The 17,289-nt window shown below is 40.4% G+C and carries 11 protein-coding genes and 2 tRNA genes; 7 read left to right on the top strand and 6 right to left on the bottom strand.

Going from position 1 to position 17,289, the window contains the following annotated elements; genetic code table 11:
- Position 1: 1 nt before the first annotated feature.
- The 4 genes from menA (at position 2) to QP420_RS05665 (ending at position 6,177) form a co-directional block, all read left to right on the top strand.
- A complete protein-coding gene (menA, locus tag QP420_RS05680) occupies positions 2-1,102 on the top strand; it encodes a 1,4-dihydroxy-2-naphthoate octaprenyltransferase (RefSeq protein WP_481616810.1) in 1,101 nt (366 codons plus the stop codon).
- Positions 1,103-1,315: 213 nt separating this feature from the next.
- Positions 1,316-2,104 (top strand): ANTAR domain-containing response regulator, encoded by a 789-nt coding sequence (locus tag QP420_RS05675; RefSeq protein WP_481616809.1) that lies wholly within the window; start codon positions 1,316-1,318, stop codon positions 2,102-2,104.
- A gap of 103 nt (positions 2,105-2,207) precedes the next feature.
- A complete protein-coding gene (gene polA / locus QP420_RS05670) occupies positions 2,208-5,225 on the top strand; it encodes a DNA polymerase I (protein WP_481616808.1) in 3,018 nt (1,005 codons plus the stop codon).
- Positions 5,226-5,319: 94 nt separating this feature from the next.
- The gene (locus QP420_RS05665) at positions 5,320-6,177 is read left to right on the top strand and encodes a Nif3-like dinuclear metal center hexameric protein (RefSeq protein ID WP_481616807.1); all 858 of its coding nucleotides are present in this window, start codon (positions 5,320-5,322) and stop codon (positions 6,175-6,177) included.
- 85 nt (positions 6,178-6,262) lie between these two features.
- On the opposite strand, the gene QP420_RS05660 is transcribed toward QP420_RS05665, so the two are convergent.
- The 5 genes from QP420_RS05660 to QP420_RS05640 all read right to left on the bottom strand — a co-directional run bounded on the left by QP420_RS05660 (position 6,263) and on the right by QP420_RS05640 (position 12,073).
- Positions 6,263-6,349, bottom strand: a tRNA-Leu gene (locus tag QP420_RS05660).
- A gap of 66 nt (positions 6,350-6,415) precedes the next feature.
- Positions 6,416-8,383, bottom strand: a complete 1,968-nt coding sequence (locus tag QP420_RS05655) for an FAD-binding protein (protein ID WP_481616806.1) — start codon at positions 8,381-8,383, stop codon at positions 6,416-6,418.
- A gap of 41 nt (positions 8,384-8,424) precedes the next feature.
- Entirely contained in the window at positions 8,425-9,939 is a 1,515-nt protein-coding gene (locus QP420_RS05650; RefSeq protein WP_481616805.1) for a DNA-processing protein DprA, read from the bottom strand.
- Positions 9,936-11,621 (bottom strand): YifB family Mg chelatase-like AAA ATPase, encoded by a 1,686-nt coding sequence (locus tag QP420_RS05645; protein WP_481616804.1) that lies wholly within the window; start codon positions 11,619-11,621, stop codon positions 9,936-9,938. The genes QP420_RS05650 and QP420_RS05645 overlap by 4 nt, the downstream gene beginning before the upstream one ends.
- A complete protein-coding gene (locus tag QP420_RS05640; protein WP_481616803.1) occupies positions 11,621-12,073 on the bottom strand; it encodes a YraN family protein in 453 nt (150 codons plus the stop codon). Before QP420_RS05640 ends, QP420_RS05645 begins: the two co-directional genes overlap by 1 nt.
- A 225-nt stretch (positions 12,074-12,298) precedes the next feature.
- On the opposite strand from QP420_RS05640, the gene glgX reads away from it, so the two are divergent.
- On the top strand, positions 12,299-14,422 hold the full coding sequence (gene glgX, locus QP420_RS05635) for a glycogen debranching protein GlgX (protein WP_481616802.1): 2,124 nt from the start codon (positions 12,299-12,301) through the stop codon (positions 14,420-14,422).
- 87 nt (positions 14,423-14,509) lie between these two features.
- Here the strand turns inward: glgX and QP420_RS05630 are convergent, their stop codons facing one another.
- Positions 14,510-15,574, bottom strand: coding sequence for an ABC transporter permease (locus QP420_RS05630; protein ID WP_481616801.1), 1,065 nt, complete (start codon positions 15,572-15,574; stop codon positions 14,510-14,512).
- A 134-nt stretch (positions 15,575-15,708) separates the two neighbouring features.
- On the opposite strand from QP420_RS05630, the gene QP420_RS05625 reads away from it, so the two are divergent.
- Positions 15,709-15,782: transfer RNA gene (locus QP420_RS05625), tRNA-Pro, on the top strand.
- A gap of 48 nt (positions 15,783-15,830) precedes the next feature.
- A complete protein-coding gene (gene aroA, locus QP420_RS05620) occupies positions 15,831-17,216 on the top strand; it encodes a 3-phosphoshikimate 1-carboxyvinyltransferase (protein ID WP_481616800.1) in 1,386 nt (461 codons plus the stop codon).
- The last annotated feature ends 73 nt before the right edge of the window (positions 17,217-17,289 follow it).

The raw sequence follows: 17,289 nt of genomic DNA, 5'->3' as shown, positions 1-17,289 counted from the left end.
AATGACTAATATTAAGTTTTGGATTAAAGGTGCAAGACTTTATACGCTTCCGATTGGAATTGTGCCAGTTGTTATGGCAATTTCGATTTTTGCAAGATATTTGTTTAGTGGGCAAATACTTGTTAAACCATACAATATTGAAAATTTTGTTATTCAATCGCTGTTATGCATAGGCGTTGCTGCTTTTATGCAAATTTCCGTAAACTATGCAAACGATTATTGCGACGGTTTGCGCGGGCTAGATAATCAAAGATCTAAGCGAGAACTGAGTGCAGACGGTAAAGCGCTATGCGATGTGTCTTGGAGGCTTGCAGACGCTGGTATTAAGCCAAAATCAGTGCTGTATGCTGTTGGAATATCTGCTTTAATATCATGCATTTTTGGCTTGATTATTACTATTAAAAGTGGTGTTTGGCTGTTTATTCCTCTTGGCTTAGTCTGCTTGATTGCAGCGTGGTTTTATGCTGGAGGATCGCATCCATATGGATACTGCGGTTGGGGAGAGTTTAGTGCGTTTTTGTTCTTTGGGCCAGTTGCGTTTTTAGGAACATTGTGCGCGCTTTTTTATGCAAGTGGTTTTTCTAAAGATTCAATTGCGTTAGCTAGCGTAAGTCAAATCGCATTTTGCGTTTTATTATCTTTTATTCCAGGTGGATTTTCTGCTTGTCTTATGATGATTAACAATTTGCGAGACGCAGAAAGTGACATACGTCATAAAAAAATCACAGCAATGGCGTTGCTTGGAAAGCGCAAGGGTAGTGTTGTATTTTCTTGCGTTGTTGGTTTTTTGGTGATTTTGCAATCTGCATATGTGCTGTTATACGTGTTTTATACGCGATTTATAGGCGTAATTTTAAGTATTGGTAATCCATATGAAATTGTTTGCACGTTAAATAGCGGATTGCTTAATAAAGGTGTGTTTATTGTTTCTTGCATTCTGTTATTATTGATTACCTATGTGTTTATTAAAAAAGCACACTTGCTAATATGCGCGGTTTCTAATAGTGATTATGCTAATGCTTTTCCGCTATGCGTAAAGCTGGCAATGCTAGGTGCCTTGACTTTTGTATTGTCAATATTTGCATGCAGTTTGCCGCATTAAAATGCGGTTTATAACGTATTTTTATACACGCATGCGAGTAAAATCATGTGGCAACGCGCACAGTGTGCTTTTTAGTGTTTGTGCATAAAACTTGCATGATGCTGGCCTAAAAATAAACGCAAAGATGGCGAGTATTAAAGTGTGCGAATGTACGTGTTGGTGGAATGCATAGCGCTGTTGCCTTGTGTTTTATGGTAAGGAAATGAGGTTAAAATGTCGGCTGAAAATGGCGATGAAGAGATGGGGAAGGCGCCTGTTGTGCTTACAGATGATGAATTGCGTAATGCTGCTGAGGCGCAAAATGGCGTAGAGAGTAATAAGAACGCTAGTGAACAAAACGAAAATGTTGAAAAAACTGTTGTCGTTGCCGAAGATGAAGCAGTTAACCGTATGGATCTTGTAGCTATGCTAGAAGACAACGGATATAAGGTTGTGGGACAAGCTGCTAACGGCCAAGAGGCGGTTGATCTTACTCGCGAATATCGTCCAGACGTTGTTTGCATGGACGTTAAAATGCCTGTTGTAGATGGAATTCAAGCGGCTGCTACTATTTGCGACGAAAACATTGCTCCAGTTGTTATGCTAACCGCTTTTTCGCAAGCTGATTTAGTTAAGCGTGCTACGGGTGCGGGCGCAATGGCTTATGTTACAAAGCCTTACGAAGAGTCAAAGCTCTTGCCAGCCTTAGAAGTTGCTATGGGTAGGTTTAGTGAGATTAACGATTTGCTAGATAGTGTTGAGCGCACAGAAGGCAAGTTGCAAGATGCTCAAGATCAGCTTCGTAAAGCAGAAGAAAAGCTTAAAAAAGCCGAAGATACCTTAGAAGAACGCAAGCTTGTAGATAGAGCAAAGGGCTTGCTTATGGATAAGGCTGGATTCTCGGAGCAGGGTGCTTTCCGTTGGATTCAAAAAACTTCAATGGATCAGCGTATTCCTAAGAAGCGTCTTGCTTTGGCTATTATTGCTAAGTATGGCGAAGAGAAGCCAGCTGCCGAGGAATAGGCATAGTTAGTAAAAACAAAATTTAATAATCGTTGCAGATTGTATGCAAGCGTGCATTGAATAATTTCAAAATTTATTTTACGAAAACGCAGGTGGGTGTTAAGTGGATACCAGCATCGTTTCAAACGAAGATTCTTTTAAGAACAATTATAAAAAAGGAACGTTGTTGGTGGTAGATGGCCACTCACTTGCGTTTCGTGCTTTCTACGCAATATCCGCGGATAATTTTTCCACAAAGTCTGGTTTTGCAACTAATGCAATATGGGGCTTTTCTACTATGCTTTCGCAAGTTATAGAAAAAGAGAAACCAGATAAGCTTGCGGTTGCTTTCGACGTTAAAGGTGGAACTTTTAGAAACAAGCTTTTGCCGCAATATAAGGGCACTCGTGATGCAGCTCCAGAAGAGCTTATAGCTCAGCTTCCCGTTATTCAAAAAATGCTTAGCGCGTTAGGCGTTAAGTATATTACAAAACAGGGCTACGAAGGCGACGACATTATTGCAACTCTGGCAACAATGGGCGCTAATGCTGGCTATAAATCGCTTATTCTTTCTGGCGATCGTGATGCTTTTCAGATTATTGATAACAATATTAATGTACTGTACCCGGGCAGGCATTTTAAGGATTTAAGGCAAATGGATCCTAATGCGATTATTGAAAAGTACAACGTTACGCCTAGTCAGTATTCGGATTTAGCAGCGTTGCGTGGAGAAACGTCTGATAATATTCCAGGAGTTCCAGGAGTTGGAGACGGCTACGCTGCCAAGTGGATTAATCAGTTTGGTAGTTTAGAGGGCATTATTGAAAACGCAAATCAAATCACTGGTAAAAAAGGTGAATCTTTGCGAGAAAGTATTGATCAGATTCGTTTGAACAAAAAGGTTAATACTCTTGTTAAAGATTTAGACCTTGGTGTTAGCATTAGCGATCTTGAATTTGGAAATGTGGACGCTGCAGCTGTAGGCGAGTTGTTTGAAAATCTTGAATTTGGTACGCGTACTAGAAGAAAGATCTTAAAAGAGTTTACGCGCGGAAGCAAAGAGCTTTTAGACGAGAATATTAAAATGATGATTTCTGCTTCAAGCGCGCACGCAGAGAATAATAGTTCGTCTGAGTTAGATAATTCAGAAGATTTAGAAGACATTAAAGCGCTGATAGATCGAATAAACGTGCATAAAATTAATTCAGAATCCGATTTAGATGTTTGGATTAATCTAGCAAATTCTTGTGTGGCGGAGACTTGCGATTTTTCTGCTCCAGATAGCACAAATCTTATAAGAAACGACTTGTCTTGCGCAAAAACAATAAAAGAGCACAAAGAAATATCATTATTTGCTTTAGAAGAGCCAAATAACACTCAAGAGTTTGGCATTTTTGCAAAAGCGTTAATAATCCTAGCTGGTAATGATGCAGCAATCGTGTATGCCGATGTTCTTAATAAAAATAGCGATACAATCTGCTCTAAGCTAAAAGATTTTATAAAAAAGCATGAGTCTTCAATAGTTTTGCATGATTACAAAAAGAATATTGCTCTTTTAAAGTCATTGAAAATTGTGGAAAACAACTACTCGTTTAGTCCGCTAATTGACACTCGTTTAGCATCTTACTTAATTGAGCCAGATTTTAAGAATGAAAATCTTTGTAATATGGCCGAACATGTTCTAAACATTCATATAGGTGGTGCGGAATTAAACGCTGAGCCAACGCAGGGCAAGCTTGATTTTGATATAGAAAGCGGCGAGGATTCTAAAGAACAAGAGTCGCAGAGCCAAGATAGCCAAGATAGCAAAGAATTAGAAAAAGGCATGCTAGAAACAGCTGTGATTATACGCTTATTGGCTAAGCAGTACGCAAATGAACTAGATGAACGCAAGCAAACTGGCTTAATGGTAGACGTTGAAATGCCTGTTTCTAGGGTTTTACGAGGAATGGAAGATGCGGGCGCTGCTGTAGATATGCTTCGACTTACGTCTATGCGAGATAATTTTGCAAGCGAAGCTCAATTTGCGCAAAAAATGGCTTTAGACGTTGCCAGCAGGCCAATAAATTTGCAAAGTCCTAAGCAGATTCAGCAATTATTGTTTGAAGACATGGGTCTAAAGCCTACGCGTAGAACAAAAAGTGGCTCTTACACTACTAATGCCGAGGCTTTGCAAGAGCTGTATGCAAAGACTAATCCAGATGAAAAGTCAAGCCAATTTTTGGGTGCATTGTTAAAATATCGTGAAACTAATAAGTTAAAGCAAATTGTTCAAAGCCTTATTGATGCTGCAAGATATAAAGATGGTAGGATTCACACCACTTTTGAGCAGACTATTGCTGCTACTGGACGCTTAAGTTCTTCGGATCCAAACTTGCAAAACATTCCTAATAGAAACGCTGCTGGAAGAGAGATTAGAGCGGCTTTTGTTCCAGGAAGTAATTACCAACAACTTATGAGCTGTGATTATTCGCAAGTGGAACTTAGGATTATGGCACATGCTTCTGGTGATCAAACACTTATTGATGCATTCCAGTCTGGAGTTGATTTCCATAAGTTTGTAGCAAGCTTGGTTTATAAGATTCCAGTAGAACAAGTTAGCTCAGATCAGCGCAGTCATGTTAAAGCAATGAGCTATGGGTTAGCATATGGTCTTAGCACATACGGTCTTGCAAAACAATTAGGCATTAGTCCTGCGGCTGCCGAGATGCTTAAAGAAAAGTATTTCAATACTTTTGGCTCTGTGCACGATTATTTGGAGTCTTTGGTAGACAAGGCAAGAAAGCTTGGTTATACGCAAACAATGTTTGGCCGAAGAAGATATTTCCCTAAGCTAAATTCCACAAACAGGGCATCTAGAGAAGCTGCAGAGCGAGCTGCTTTAAACGCGCCTATTCAGGGAAGTGCTGCAGACATTATGAAGCTTGCAATGATTAAAGTAGACGATGATTTGCGAAACGCTAATGTTAAAAGTCGTGTGATTTTGCAGATTCACGATGAACTTGTTCTTGAAGTTGCGCACGGAGAAGTAGATGTTGTTCAAGATATTGTTAAAAACGCTATGGAGCATACTGTGGAGCTTTCTGTTCCGCTTAGTGTTTCTACTGGTTTGGGCGACGATTGGCAGCTTGCTGCGCACTGAGTGTGTTTGTAAATTACTATAAATACCATTTAGGCTAATGTAGAAGTCTATTGTAGAAATCTGTTGTAGAGGTCTATTGCAAAGGATAGGAATAATGGCGACTTTAAGCGATATTGTTAAGATTTTGGAAGATTTGTATCCTTTAAGTCTTGCTGAGTCTTGGGATAATCCAGGATTAATTGTTGGAGATCCTTCGCATAAAGTTAATAAAATTGTTTGCTTATCGGACCCAACGCTTGAGGCTGTTAATGAAGCATGCAAAATGGGTGCGGATTTGATTGTTTCGCATCATCCTTTGTTTTTTAGATCAGTTCATGAAGTTTCTGGTTTTTCTGTTCGCGGGAAAATAGTTCAAACTCTTATTGAAAATCGTTGTGGATTGTGGGTTGGGCACACTAATGCGGACGCGGCTTTTAGGGGAGTGGCTGCTGCTGCAGCTAGTGCTTTTGGTCTTAAGGATTTGCAGCCTCTTGTTCCTGCAAGCAATGACGACCCTTCTCTTGGGCTTGGCAGAGTTGGCGTGCTAGAAAAAGAAATCACTCTTAAAGAGTTTGCAATGCGCGTTTTTAACGCTTTGCCTGCTACTAAGTTAGGCGTTCAAGTGTGCGGAGATGTTAATGCAATTGTTAGCAAAATAGCTGTTCTTCCAGGTTCGGGCGATTCTTTATTCGATGCTGTTCGCGCTTGCGGAGCAGATGTGTATGTAACAAGTGATTTAAGGCATCATCCTGCAACAGACGCGTATGAGCAGGCTGTTTATGAATCTAAATTAGCAAACTCCAGTATTGCTAAGCCTATGCTTATAAACACCCCTCATAGTGCTATTGAGTCTTTGTGGTTTGAGTACGCAGTTAAAGATATTCAAGATAGTGTTTATAAAAATCTTGGAGAATCGATTGATGTCTTGTGGATTGGTAGGGCATTTGACCCTTGGAATTACGTGATTAACTAGCGTGATTAGGGCTATAACACATAGCCCCGCGCTTGGGATTAATATGCAAAAAGCCTTGCTGATTTCTCAGCAAGGCTTTATTCTGTGTCCGGAGCGGGACTTGAACCCGCACGCCTGTACAAATAGGCACTAGCACCTCAAGCTAGCGCGTCTACCATTCCGCCACCCGGACGGGTGTTTTAGACAACAGATAGAACTATAACATCTTTTTTGACTCTTTGCTTCGGCGTGTTGAAAATTAATTGATTTTTGCAATAATTTCTTTAATTTCGCTAGTATTTTGCCCGTTAATTGGCTGATTTGGGTTAAAATCAACGATTACAACTGGCATATTCTGCACGTTTCCGCTTAAATCCACTATAGAATGTTGAGGATTTTGGCTGTTATTGCGATTTGGATAATCCAATCTTGTAAAAGATCCTCTAGATTCATGCCTTGCTAAAGATGCGTTTAGAATGCTTTTTGCAAGTGTAATCATATTTTGCAATTCCAAAATAGCTGTTAGTTCTTGATTAAAAACAAGATTTTTAGAATGTACGGCAAGCATTTTAGCTTTTGGAATAATAATCGTATCGATTTTTTGCAAAGCATCTTTAAGTGTTTTTTCGCTACATCTAACAGCTGCCGCAGTTTCCATAATGTTTTCTAAGTTGTCTAGAAGACTATATGGATTTTGATTTGCGCTATCATCGTTACGGATTTGCATAAAATCTTGTATTTTTTGTATTCGATTTTTAGCTAATTCGTCTAGATTTTTAGTTTCATTCTTGGTTTTGCTTTGTAAATTATTTTGATTTTGATTATTTTGATTTTGACTTTGTTCTTGCACGTTCTTTGCAATAGATTTTCCAGCCAGCTTTCCAAATAAGCAAGCGTCAAGAAGAGAGTTTCCGCCAAGGCGATTAGCCCCATGTACTCCCGAGCATGCACATTCTCCAGCAGCATATAATCCGTTTATGCTTTGTTTTTTGCCTCCATCTAATTTATACACTTGTCCGTTAAGGTTGATTGGTATTCCGCCCATTGTGTAGTGTGCGGTAGGCTTAATTGGCACAAAATCTTTTGATGGGTCTAAATGCGCGTATTTTTCAATCGTCTCTACAACTTGCGGAAGAGCCTCTTGCATATGTTGTTTTTCTATATGAGTCATGTCTAGCCAAACGCAATCTTTTTTGTCAACGCTGCTGGTGGTGTCTTCTACGCCCCTGGCAGCGTCAACCTCGGCTACAATCGCCCTGCTAACCACGTCTCTTGGTGCCAAATCCGCGTGAATCTTATCGTAGTTCTTCATAAATGCTTCGTTTTTGAAATTTCTAAGCACTCCGCCTTCGCCACGCGCCGCTTCCGAAAGCAGTATTCCAGTGTGTGCTAAGCCAGTTGGGTGGAATTGTATAAACTCTATGTCTTCTAATTGCAATCCAGCATTTAGAGCTAAAGCCATTCCATCTCCTGTTAAATCCCAGGAATTAGAAGTTGTTTCAAATAGTCTTCCAGCTCCACCCGTTGCTATAAGAACGTTATCTGCGATTATTTTTTCTAGGCTTCCCGTTTTTTCGTTTAGCGCTATAACTCCTTCTACGCTGCTTGTTTCGCTGTTGATTGCAATGTCTGTAACGTAAGTTTCTTCGCTAATTTCAATGTTTTCTTCTAAGCATTTTTGCCACAAACTGTACAAAATTTGGTGACCAATTCTATCTGCAGCGTAGGCGGCTCTTTTAACTGGCTGTTTTCCAAAGTCTGCTGTGTGGCCTCCAAAGAATCTTTGATTAATATGCCCGTCTTTTGTTCTAGAAAAAGCAACGCCAAAGTGTTCAAGCTCAATAACTGTTTCTCTAGCTTCTTTTGCTAGCATTTTTGCCGCATTTTGATCGCTTAGCCAGTCGCCTCCGTGAACAGTGTCGTAATAGTGCCATTGCCAGCAGTCTTTTTCTACATTTCCTAGTGCTGCAGCTATTCCACCTTCGGCAGATCCCGTGTGAGACCTTAACGCTTGAAGTTTGCAAATCACTAGTATTTTAGGCTGTTTTCCGTGCGTTTTTAGCTCTTTGTATTCTTTAGACTTTACTAAGCCTAATGCGGCTGAAAGTCCTGCAGCTCCAGCTCCAATAATTAAAACGTTGTAAAAAGAGCTATTTAATTTTATCTGCTCGCGTTTTTGTTGATTTTTTACGTTTAATCCGTTTTGTTCATTAAAGTTTGACTGCATACTACTTATTTTCTCATATTTTTTGTTTTTTAATTAAGACTTTAAGACTTTTTTCTATTTATGCTAAAAACTCCATTCTGATTTTTAATTACACCGTTTAGCTCAAGAATCGCAAGCTCTCCAGAGATTTTTGATATTGAAAAGTCGCCATTTGTTTCTGCTTTTGCAATGGTTTCACTAATGTTATCTATATTTGCGCAGATTTTGTTGTGCTTGCAATTGTAAATCGCTTTTAATATAAGCTTTTGGAAGTTTGTGCAAGTTTCTGGAATGCTTTCGTTATTTCCTAACGAATGTGGTAAATAGTGGTGTGAAGTAGGGTAGATGTTTTCTATATCTCTGTGTGAGCATATCATCATAGCTTTTCCGTCGTGAATAAGCATGTTGCATCCAGCATTATTTGGCAAAGTTACATCTCCTGGAACTGCATACAATTCTCGGTTTAGCTCCAATGCCCAATTTGCCGTGTTTAATGCACCAGATCTTAATCTTGCTTGCGATACTATGATTTTGCTGGCGATTGCTGCAATAAGACGGTTTCTTAGCAAGAATCTGCGTGCTTCTGGAATAGTTTCTGGGCAAAGCTCGCTTATGCACACTCCGCCGCTTGCAAGAATTGCGTTAAAAAGCTGAGCGTTGCATGTTGGACCCATATTGTTTAGGCCTCCAGCAAAAACGACTATTGTTTTGCCTACAGGGCTTGCGTTTATTGCGTGGCAATCCAATGCGTCTAAGCTTCCCCAATGAGCTGCAGCGTCAATTCCGTATGCTCCGCCAGAAACAATAGTGTGTCCCTTTTTAGCGCATGATTTAGCAAATGTAAAGCTAAGCTCGTACCCGTAGTCGTTGCAGCCTCTAGATCCAACAATTGCAAGAGGCTGATTGCATTGAACAAGAGCATTTGGGTCTCCAATTCCCCATAAGCAAAGTGGGGGAGCAACCTTACATTTTGTTGCTAAATCTTGCAATTGCTTAGGCCAATACTTGCTTTTTGGAGATATAATCCACTGCGATCCGTTTGAGCTAAACCATTTTTTGAGTTTATTTGCATCCCAAAAAGGTAGGTTTTGCATTCTTAAACACCACTTTTTAACGGATTTATGCAATACAGCAAAATTATTTACTTCGTTTTTATTGTCTGCATTTTTACCGCCCCAGATTTTAAGACCTTCCAAAAAGTATTTTTCTAAAACCTTGATTTGCGGGTGATTTTTTACAATCTTTGTAATTGCATTGTCTAAGTCATCTGCGCTTGAGTCAGTATTATTCTTATAGCTGTTTGTTTTAAAATCAAGCTCTAGCTGTTTGCTGCTTATTTTGCCTTTGCTTTTAGTAATTGATTCACAAATAGAATATAGTGCGTCTACAATGCTTGCAGCATTAAGAGTTCCTATAGTAAGCGTGTACATTATGGCGTCTGCTCCGTCTATGCAAAACGTTAGGATTGCGCGCGCTAAAGTTTCGTTATCTATTGAATAAACGTCTGCCGTTTGCGCGTTTGCTATGTTTGTGCTGTTTGTGCTACTTGTGCTGTTTGTTTTATTTTCGCTAATCATATTCTTGTCCTTAAGCTAATTGCTTGAGCCATATCTGTTAAATCTGGGCAAGTGTGCCCGCAAAGATCCGCTAAAGTCCAGGCAAGTCTGAGTGCTCTATCTGCTCCACGCAAACTTAGTTTGTGGTTTTCAAGTGATTTATTTATTAACTCAATCGCATCTTGCGAAGTGTTTTTTCTAAGCCATGTTCCAGAGGCTTGAGCATTGCAACTCCAACCAAGTTTTTTAAAACGATCTTGTGCAACAAGCCTTGCGTTTTTTACGTTTTGACGCATCATTTTGCTAGTCAAAATTTTTCCAGACATTTGACTTGCGCCGTTTTCTAACATGGCTTTTTTAGTTATGATTTTTTCTACAGGCGGAACATCCATTTGAATATCAATTCTGTCTAAAATCGGCCCAGAAAGTCTAGAAAAATAGCGTATGCGTTCTTTTTCTTTGCAAGTGCAGCGCTCGCTGTTTCCGTACGCGTATCCGCACGGGCATGGATTTGCTGCAATAACAAGCTGGAATTTAGCAGGATACAGCGTTGTTCCTTTAGATCTAGAAACAGCAATGTGGCCAGATTCCAATGGTTCTCTAAGTGTTTGCAAAACTCGCGGAGAAAATTCTGGAGCTTCGTCCATAAATAAAACACCGCAATGCGCGCGAGTTATTATTCCAGGTTTTGCAAGTCCTGCGCCGCCTCCTATAAGAGATGCTGCAGAAGAAGTGTGATGAGGTGCTTCAAAAGGCGGAATGTCCGTTATTCCGTAGTAGTCAAGAGTTCCGCAAAGCGAGCGAATAGAGGCCACTTCTAGCTGCTCTTGTTCGGTGAGTGGGCACATTATGCTTGGCATTCTGGAAGCCAGCATGGTTTTTCCAGATCCAGGAGGGCCTATCATCATAACATGATGACCCCCAGCCGCTGCCACTTGCAAAGCCCACTTTGTGTGCTCTTGGCCTAAAACTTCCGACATATCTCCAATTGCGTTTAATGGCTTATTGTTATTTTGTGGCTCTTCGCTGCCTTCTTTTTTATAGTTTGTATTGTTAAGGCCGTTATTATTAGGATTGCAATAATCTCCAGGATTTTCCCTTTCTTCCACAATAATGTGGTCGTACGGGTTAATCGCATTTAATGCGCGTTCTCTGTTCTTTTCGGCAATAGGCCTATCTTCGTCTTCTAATTTTCCATTTAGCTCGTCTACTAAATCCAAAATATGCTTAATTCCAATCGCCTCAATGCCGTCTACTAGCTTGGCTTCTGCAAGATTTTTGTATGGAATAATCATTTTTGTAATATTTTTTTGCTTAGCATACAGTGCGATTGGCAGCATGCCTTGAATTGGCAAAACAGACCCGTCTAAGTTAAGCTCGCCCAAAATAATAGTGTTTTCTAGCTCGTTAAGTGGAATAATTCCTCTAGCGCTTAGTATGCTTGCAGCGATTGCAAGGTCGTAAGAAGATCCGCTTTTTGGCATAGATGCAGGTGAAAGATTTACTGTTAGCCTTGTGTCTGGCCAAGTGCAGTGTAAAGACATGTATGCCGATTTAACTCGTTCTCTTGCTTCGCTTAAAGAAGTATCTGGTAGTCCAATAATCGAAAATCCAGGTAGACCGCTAGATATAAATGCTTGTAATTGTATTGTAAAGGCTTTTAATCCGAGTAGTCCTACAGATAATGCGTTGCCAATAACCATTAGAATGCTCCTAAAATGTGTTGTATTTGAATGTTTTTGTTTTTTGAAATAAGGATTGATACAACGTCGAATCGTATTCTTCTATGTTTAAACATCTTGTGATCTTCTAGCCATTTAAACGCAGCTTTGTGTGTTTTTATGCGTTTTTCTTCTGTTACCGCTTCTAGAGGAGTGCCAAACCGTACGCTTCTACGTGTTTTTACTTCTATAAATACGATTGTTCCTAAAATATCCATCATTACAACGTCCAGCTCTCCAAAACGACTATGCCAATTTCTATCTAGAAGAATCCAATTTTTAAGCATTAGTTTTATTGATGTGTATTCTTCTCCAAGACTCCCTATTGTTTTATTGGGCGTTGAAAAGTCGCGTAGCTGTTTTTCAACGTTTTCTACGCGGGTTAATAGCCCTTCTTGAGATTGTTCTGCTGCAATGTTTTGTTGGTTTATCATGTTGCTATTTCATCAGTCTTAAAGCTTTTTTGCTATGTTTTTTAAGCAATGTGGTTAAAGGCTATACTTCGGCGTGTTGCCTTTAATTTAGGGAAAAATCAGCATGTTATATAAAAGATTTTTTTATTTTCTAAAAGACTCTTGCATTTTGTAAAAGTTTAATCTTTTTTAAGAATCGCCTATGGTATTGATGAAAACTATATAAATATATGCCATACTGGAACTATGCAAATTAGACCAGGTTCTATGTATCCGCTTGGAGCTACCTACGATGGCGCAGGCGTAAACTTCGCGTTATTCTCCGAAGTGGCAAAGCACGTTGAGCTGTGCTTGTTTGACGAGCAAGACAACGAAACTCGTATTGACATGACGGAGCAGAATTCTTACGTTTGGCATACTTACATATCTGGCATACAGCCAGGCCAAAGGTACGGCTATAGAGTTTACGGGCCGTATGACCCAAATCATGGATTGTGGTGTAATCCAAACAAGCTTCTTTTAGACCCATATGCTAAGGCAATAGAGGGAAATATTGATGGCGACGAGAGCCTGTTTTCCTACTGGTTTGCAAATCCAGACGATTTATCGGCAATGAACACTTTGGATTCTGCAAGCCACACTATGAAAGCTGCTGTTATAAACCCATATTTTGATTGGGGAAACGATCAGCATCCAATGATCCCGTATCACGATAGTGTAATTTACGAGGCTCATGTTAGGGGAATGACGAATCTAAATCGCAATGTTCCTCCAGAAATCCGCGGAACGTACGCAGGATTGGCTCATCCAAGCGTAATATCTTACTTAAAAAAGCTTGGTATTACTGCCATTGAGCTTATGCCTATTCACCAGTTTGTAAACGACTCTTTCTTGCAAAATAAGGGCTTAAGCAATTATTGGGGATATAACACAATTGGCTTCTTTGCTCCGCAAAATTCTTATTCTAGCTCCGGCCAGCGCGGCGAGCAGGTTAACGAGTTTAAGGCAATGGTTAAGGCGTACCATGCTGCAGGAATGGAAGTTATTCTAGACGTTGTTTACAATCACACTGCCGAAGGAAACGATAGAGGCCCAACTTTAAGCTTCCGTGGAATCGATAACCGTGCATACTATCGTTTAGTAGACAACGATCAACGTCATTATTTTGACACCACTGGCACAGGAAACTCGCTTCTTATGCGTTCCCCTAAAGCCTTGCGATTAATCACAGATAGCTTGCGCTATTGGGTTACGGAAATGCACGTAGACGGATTTAGATTCGACTTGGCAGCAACGCTAGCTCGCCAGTTCCAAGAGGTAGATAAGCTCTCTGCATTCTTCGACATTATTGAGCAAGACCCTATTATCTCTAGCGTAAAGCTTATTGCAGAGCCTTGGGATATTGGCGTTGGCGGCTACCAAGTTGGTGGATTCCCTCCAAGCTGGTCCGAGTGGAATGGCCGATACCGCGATTGCGTGCGAGATTTTTGGCGCTCGCAGCCTTCGACTTTGCCTGAGTTTGCAAGCCGACTTATGGGAAGCTCCGATTTATATGAGCAAAACGGCCGTAAGCCAGTTGCGTCTGTAAACTTTATTACCGCTCATGACGGCTTTACTATGAACGATTTAGTGAGCTATAACGAAAAGCATAATGAGGCTAATAAAGAGGGTAATAACGACGGTGCTAACGACAATCGTTCGTGGAATTGTGGAGTAGAAGGCCCTACGAATATTCACGATGTTAACGAGCTTCGTCAGCGCCAGATGCGAAATCTTTTCTCCACTTTGCTAATGAGCCAGGGTATTCCTATGATTTGCGCTGGAGATGAAACCATGCGCACTCAAAATGGAAACAACAACGCATATTGCCAAGATAATGCTATTTCTTGGATTAATTGGGATTTTGATTCCACTCAAAAAGATATGTTTGACTTTGTTTCCAAGCTTATTCATTTAAGGCTGGATCACCCTGTTTTGCATAGGCGTAGGTTCTTTACTGGTCGTATGCCTTCGGATGATGCCTCAGAGATTCCGCAAGTAGAGTGGTTTGATCACACTGGTTCCGTAATGGATATGGAAGCTTGGAGTAATACTCATGCGCTTTCGGTTATGATCTATTTAAACGGTTCAGATATTCCAGAAACCGATTGGTATGGAAGTAGAATGGTCGATAACGACTTTATTCTTATTTTCAACGCGCATTACGAGCCTATAACTTTCACTTTGCCAGATAAGCGTTATGTAGAAAAGTGGACTCTTGTTGTAGACACTCATAATCCAAAAGGTCCGCAATTGCATTACGAATCTGGTTTTAATATTGTTGCTCAATCAAGAAGTTTCCTTCTTCTTATGAGCGAAAAGCAAGAATAATATTAAGGATTAAATTGATTGTGACCTATGGTTGCGCTTTTAGCCAGCCGTAGGTCACATTTTTAATATCTTGATTTAAGACATTATTTAAGATTTGACTTGAGACCTTAAACGGTCGCTTTGCATAGCTGCCACTTGCCTGGAAAACACTATTATCCATCCTAAAAATAGTAAACAAGACAAAGCTTCTACATTTGTTAAAGTGTTATTGCCATGAACCCATTGGTTTCCAACCCAGGCTGTAAGAATAACAGCTAAATCCGAAGCAACGTAGAATGTTTTAGAAAGCCTAGGCGCAAGCCACGGAAGGCATATAAGCATTGTGCAAATAAGTCCTGTAACGCCTCTAGCGCATAAATCGTGTATAACGGGGTGTGGGGTATAGCGGAAAGTTCCAATCCCAATAAATGCTATTCCTCCAAGAATAAGCAGAGCTGCCATAATAGTTGTTCGAGCTTTAAAATGCTTTGTAGCGTTGGTGCCTTTATTTTGCAAGATTTCGTGCTGTGTAGCAACAAACTCGGTTATAGCAAAGTAGCTTGTAATAATAATGCATATTCCAGCTAGAATCAGCGTTGCGTTAAACATGCTTGCAGCAAACGTTGTTCTGTCGCCAAGTTGGGAGAAGTTATTGTTATACCAATATGGGTCGTCGGAGGTTAATCCAGCAGTTGCTGCTCCAGAAATCACAAATAGTGGAAGAAGTGAGGCAACGGTTTTTGCCTCTAAAAGTTCTGCCTGAACAAGAGTTGCATACCCAACAATTCCGCTTAACGCACAGCAAAGAACAGGAAGATAAGTATTTACAGCGCTTCTTCCAATAATGCTGTTGATTATAGAAAGAAGAGCAAAAGACATTAATAGCATTGTTGCGCCGTAAATCGTAGAAAGTGCGATTATTTCAAAAGCATGTTTTGCAATTTGCAGCCAGTTCTTTTTAAGTAATCCTTTGTGTGTTCTTAAATATCCGACTATAAAAGTGCACATGCTGCAAGCTGCCACAACTCCAGATGCCATTGTAAACAAGCGTTGCGTAACCTGCCATATTGCGGGCATTGTGTTTATGTATATAGACATTACAATCATGCCAAATACTGCGCATGCAAGAAAAGCGATTAATCCCGCTGCCTCCGTACGTTGAAAACGCCCCATGCTAACCTCTAAAATCCGTTGCCTATTTTCAATGCTGATTCTATTCTATCGCGCGTGTTGCAAATTTGCTTTTGTCTGCAATGTGCGCTATTGTATTTGATTGTGCTTGGAGCTGGTAACCAGCTAGAAAGCATCGGGGTGTAGCGCAGTTTGGTAGCGCGCCTGCTTTGGGAGCAGGATGTCGCAGGTTCGAATCCTGTCACCCCGACTTTTTTATATCTGCTTGTTTTCTACACGTTCTTAGATAATTCATAGTATGAGTGACGTTACGAATTTAAATGCAAAAGGTGTAAACAATCTTTGGAAAGCACCATTTTCAAATAGTGCGATTAATGCTTTAGTTTCTGTTCCTGGAAGCAAGTCGTTATCTAATCGATATTTGATTCTGGCAGCAATCGGTAAAAAACCAGTTGTTTTAAAGGGGTTGCTGCGTTCTAGAGATACGGAACTTATGATTAATGCGCTAAGCGTATTTGGGGTTAAATGCAATTCATTAAGCGAAGATGGCACAACAGTTTGCGTTATTCCGCCTAAAAATGGCGTTTTTAGCGTAGATGATTGTGCGGTTGTTAATTGTGGCTTGGCTGGAACAGTTATGCGTTTTGTAACGGCTTTAGCGCTGTTTGCAAATAAGTCTGTAAAGTTTGACGGAGATGAGCAAGCGTATGCTCGTCCAATGAAGCCTGTTCTAGATGGATTGGAACAGTTGGGTGCAAAAATCGTATATCACGGAGAAGTCGGCTTCTTACCATTTAGCGTTATTCCTCCTAAAAATCTTGTGGAATATGGGGTAGATGGCAAGCAAACTGCTGGCAGCAATCGTGTTGTTCGTATTGATTCTTCGCTTTCGTCTCAATTTATATCTGCGCTGCTGTTAATTGCATCGCGTATTCCAAAAGGTCTACAAATAGAGCATATTGGAAGCAAATTGCCTAGTATGCCGCATATTCAAATGACAATGGAAGATGTGCGCAAAGCTGGCGGAGTGGTAGATATGCCAGAAAGCGGAATTTGGCGTGTTAAAGAACATGATTTAACTTTGCCAGATGAAGTTGTTGTGGAGCCAGATCTTTCTAACGCAGCGCCTTTTATTGGGGCAGCGTTGATTGCTGGCGGATGCGTTAAAATCCCTAATTGGCCGCTTAAAACTACTCAGCCTGGGGGATTGTTGCCTGGGATTGTTGAGCGGATGGGTGCAAAAATCGTTTTTGAGCATTCTAGCGCAGATTCTTCAACGTTATGCGTAACTGGTAGCGGCAAAATTCATGCCATTAAGTCACTTGATTTGGCTGCTGCTGGTGAGGTTGCGCCAAGTATTGCTGCGATTCTTGCGTTTGCAGATGGTGTAAGCGAGTTGCACGGTATTGCGCATTTAAGAGGCCACGAAACAAATCGCTTGAGTGCAATAGTTGCCGAACTAAATCGTGTTGGAATAGGCGCAGATGAGCTAGAAGATGGAATCCGTATTATTCCTAGCCAAAATATGCATGGGGAAGTAATGGAGACGTATGCGGATCACAGAATGGCCACGTTTGCAGCAATGCTCGGGCTTAGAATTAATGGCATTAATGTTAAAAACATTGCCACTACGCGTAAAACGCTTCCAGATTTTCCAACAATGTGGAATAACATGCTTAAATAGTGTGCTTAAATAACATGCTTAAATAACAAATAATCCCGAGTTTTTTTAACCCGGGATTATTTATGTGTTACGT

The organism is Bifidobacterium sp. UMB1197 (genome assembly GCF_030217745.1).
Classification (GTDB): domain Bacteria; phylum Actinomycetota; class Actinomycetes; order Actinomycetales; family Bifidobacteriaceae; genus Bifidobacterium; species Bifidobacterium vaginale_B.
The sequence above is the reverse complement of the archived record's forward strand: the minus strand, read 5'-3'. Positions and strand labels throughout refer to the sequence as shown.

Bases quoted from the DNA above. Each gene is read 5' to 3' on its own strand.
- menA (WP_481616810.1), top strand. From the start codon at position 2: ATGACTAATATTAAGTTTTGGATTAAAGGTGCAAGACTTTATACGCTT.
- QP420_RS05675 (WP_481616809.1), top strand. From the start codon at position 1,316: ATGTCGGCTGAAAATGGCGATGAAGAGATGGGGAAGGCGCCTGTTGTG.
- QP420_RS05665 (WP_481616807.1), top strand. From the start codon at position 5,320: ATGGCGACTTTAAGCGATATTGTTAAGATTTTGGAAGATTTGTATCCT.
- QP420_RS05655 (WP_481616806.1), bottom strand. From the start codon at position 8,383: ATGCAGTCAAACTTTAATGAACAAAACGGATTAAACGTAAAAAATCAA.
- QP420_RS05650 (WP_481616805.1), bottom strand. From the start codon at position 9,939: ATGATTAGCGAAAATAAAACAAACAGCACAAGTAGCACAAACAGCACA.
- QP420_RS05645 (WP_481616804.1), bottom strand. From the start codon at position 11,621: ATGGTTATTGGCAACGCATTATCTGTAGGACTACTCGGATTAAAAGCC.
- QP420_RS05640 (WP_481616803.1), bottom strand. From the start codon at position 12,073: ATGATAAACCAACAAAACATTGCAGCAGAACAATCTCAAGAAGGGCTA.
- glgX (WP_481616802.1), top strand. From the start codon at position 12,299: ATGCAAATTAGACCAGGTTCTATGTATCCGCTTGGAGCTACCTACGAT.
- QP420_RS05630 (WP_481616801.1), bottom strand. From the start codon at position 15,574: ATGGGGCGTTTTCAACGTACGGAGGCAGCGGGATTAATCGCTTTTCTT.
- aroA (WP_481616800.1), top strand. From the start codon at position 15,831: ATGAGTGACGTTACGAATTTAAATGCAAAAGGTGTAAACAATCTTTGG.